The 3052-nt window shown below is 43.1% G+C and carries 3 protein-coding genes; 1 reads left to right on the forward strand and 2 read right to left on the reverse strand.

Annotated elements, in window-relative coordinates; genetic code table 11:
* Positions 1 to 1993, forward strand: a 1993-nt coding sequence (locus NJ959_RS27775) for a WD40 repeat domain-containing protein (protein ID WP_254015002.1), incomplete at its 5' end; no start/stop codon positions are given.
* Here the strand turns inward: NJ959_RS27775 and NJ959_RS27780 are convergent.
* Together NJ959_RS27780 and NJ959_RS27785 are read right to left on the reverse strand one after the other, a co-directional pair.
* A complete protein-coding gene (locus NJ959_RS27780; RefSeq protein ID WP_254015003.1) occupies positions 1990 to 2205 on the reverse strand; it encodes a hypothetical protein in 216 nt (71 codons plus the stop codon). The two genes, NJ959_RS27775 and NJ959_RS27780, sit on opposite strands and share 4 nt — an antisense overlap.
* Positions 2206 to 2670: 465 nt before the next feature.
* A partial coding sequence (locus NJ959_RS27785; protein ID WP_373693725.1) for a calcium-binding protein occupies positions 2671 to 3052 on the reverse strand: 382 nt, incomplete at its 5' end.

Here is a 3052-nt window from a genome sequence, read left to right on the forward strand (position 1 = left end):
GGCATGGCAGAATTTGGCAGCGGATGGGGCAGCGGATGGGGTAACGGATGGGGTAACGGATGTAACGGATGGGGTAACGGATGTTATGTCTATTTTATCTGCTAATACAGCCGCTGCTAACCAGGATTTGTCATTACAAACAATTTTAGAGCAAATTAGAGAAAAGACTCAATTTTCCGGGCATCAAGGTGCGGTGAATAGTGTCAGTTTTAGCCCTGATGGGAAATATCTGGCGACGGCTTCTGAAGATGGCACGGCGCGTTTGTGGGACGAATATGGAAATTTGCAGGTAGAATTAATTGGGCATCAAGGTAAGGTGAGATCTGTTAGTTTTAGTCCTAATGGAGAATATCTGGCGACGGCTTCTGAAGATGGTACGGCACGGCTGTGGGATTTGTTGGGAAATTCAATAATTCAATTTATCGGACATCAGGCTTGGGTGGGAAGTGTCAGTTTTAGTCATGATGGCAAATACATTGCTACTGCTTCTGAAGATGGTACGGCAAAATTATGGGATTTATCGGGAAATTCCATAGCTGAATTTATCGGTCATCATGGTAGAGTATTAAGTGTCAGTTTTAGCCCGAATGGAGAGTTACTCGCTACTGCTTCAGATGATGGTACGGCAAAGTTGTGGAAATTATCGGGAGATTTAATAGCTGAATTTATCGGTCATCGGGGTTGGGTATTAAGTGTAAGTTTTAGTCCTAATGGTGAATATATTGCTACGGCGGCGGCTGATAGTACGGCACGTTTGTGGGACTTATCTGGTAAACAAGTAGCCCAATTTTTGGGACATCAAGGTTGGGTTTGGCATGTGAGTTTTAGTGCCGATGGGGAATATCTTGCTACAGCAGCGGCAGATAGTAAGGCAAGATTATGGAATCTATCGGGAAAGCAATTGGCTGAATTAAAAGGACATCAGGGTGCTGTTGTTAGTGTCAGTTTTAGCCCTGATGGTAAACGTCTCGCTACTGCTTCTGCTGATGGTAGTGCCCGATTGTGGGAGTTATTTAAGAAGCAGCGAGTGGTATTTAAAGGACATACTAATTGGGTATTGAGTGTTTGTTTTAGTCCTAATGGTCAATATATTGCTACGGCATCTTATGATGGTACGGCACGGTTATGGGATTTATCGGGAAATTCGTTAGCTGAATTTATCGGGCATCAGGGTTGGGTAGCAAGTGTTAGTTTTAGTCGGGATGGGAATTACCTGGCTACTGCTTCTGAAGATGGTACTGCACGGATGTGGGATTTATCGGGAAAACAAATAGCGGAATTTAAAGGGCATCAGGGTTGGGTTGTTAGTGTTAGTTTTGATCCTAATAATAAATATTTGGCTACTGCTTCTGTTGATGGTACGGCACGACTTTGGGATTTATCGGGAAAACAAATAGCAGAATTTAAAGGGCATCGGGGTAAGTTGGCTAGTGTGAATTTTAGTCCGAATGGAGAATACTTGGCTACTGCTGCTGACGATAGGAAAGCAATTTTATGGGATTTATCGGGAAATATTGTTGGAGAATTAGTTGGGCATAGAGGATTAATTTGGATGGTTTGTTTTAGTCCAAATAATCAATATATGGCTACTGCTTCTGATGATGGTACTGTCGGTTTGTGGGATTTATCGGGAAATCGAATAACTGAATTGAAGGGGCATCAGGGAGGAGTATTAAGTGTTAGTTTTAGCCCGAATAGTGAGTATTTGGCTACTGCTAGTGCAGATGGTACTGCACGATTATGGGATTTATCGGGAGAGGAAGTTGCCCAATTTATCGGACATTCTGATTGGGTAAGAGGTGTCGGTTTTAGTCCCGATGGGGAATATTTGGCAACTGCTAGTGCCGATTGTACTGCAAGATTATGGCAGGTGGGAGAGGTGGGAGGTGGATTGGCGGCATTACTTTTTCGGGGTTGTGAGTGGCTTCAATATTATTTTGTTAGTCATCCGGAAGCGCTGGAAAAATTAGAGGTTTGTCAGAGAGGGAGTTAAAGGTAGATTAGTTGAGTGACTAACCTCTCCTCCATCTCTAAAGCATTACTCCGTCGATCAAAAATTACCAACCACCCAAAATCTACACCCAAACGCGCCAAATAAGAATCCAACTGTTCAATCCCCGTCTCAATCGGATCGCCTTTCTTATCCCGCCAAACCTTCAACTCTATCCCTAAAATTATCTTACCATATCTTAAACAAAGATCCATTCTATCTCTGCCAATCGCATATTCTCTCTACCCCAAATTACTTGATCATCCTGAATAATGGCTAATCCAGTAACTTTAGGAATGTCCTCCCTTTCGGGGTAATGTTTTCCGCGCCAATGTTTTCAGGGCTTTTTAGGTCAATTACACTTCCTCGGGCCAAATACAGATGTTTAATAATTGACGACAGAGCTACAGGCTGGAAAGCACCTGTAGGTGTCATCACCCTAAAAACGTAGTTTTTTACGCTTGGCTGGCTATCTCTATACTGTTTGAACTGGTTGTCCAGTTTTGTCCAGTGTTTGGTGGATAGCATATCCTCCTAATTCCTGTTTTCTTCTATCCACAATCTAGTGTAGGGGTGAAGCATTCGGGCGATAACTTCTGCAATAAACTCAGAGTAGAGAATCCGAATGCTTCACCCTGCCTTAAGGATGGACTAAAAATCCCGACTTGTGCGTATTGCGACTAGACAAAGATACTAGAAAGATTGTTTTGGATTACACTAGCTTGAGTCCAACTTACCACAGCAAGGCGATCGCTACCTGCATAAATTTCTGCACCATTGGCGCTATTAAAGATATTCAGGTTATTTACGCTTAAGCCTGCACCGAGATGGAAGGTAGTTTGATTGAGTTGGAAATTGTTGATGGTATCGAATCCAACACCACTTTCTAGGGTAACAGTATCTCGACCGCTACCTAACCAGAGGATATCATTCCCAATACCACCATTAATGATATTGTCACCACCATTGGCGTAGATGGTATCGGCACCAGTGCCACCGTTGATGATATCATCGCCATTACCAGCGTAAATCAGGTCAATTCCAGCACCACCGTAGATGGTA

Source organism: Limnofasciculus baicalensis BBK-W-15 (assembly GCF_024178385.1).
Lineage (GTDB): Bacteria > Cyanobacteriota > Cyanobacteriia > Cyanobacteriales > Coleofasciculaceae > Limnofasciculus > Limnofasciculus baicalensis.

Coding starts and splice junctions, on each gene's coding strand:
- NJ959_RS27780 (WP_254015003.1), bottom strand. CDS start 2,205: ATGGATCTTTGTTTAAGATATGGTAAGATAATTTTAGGGATAGAGTTG.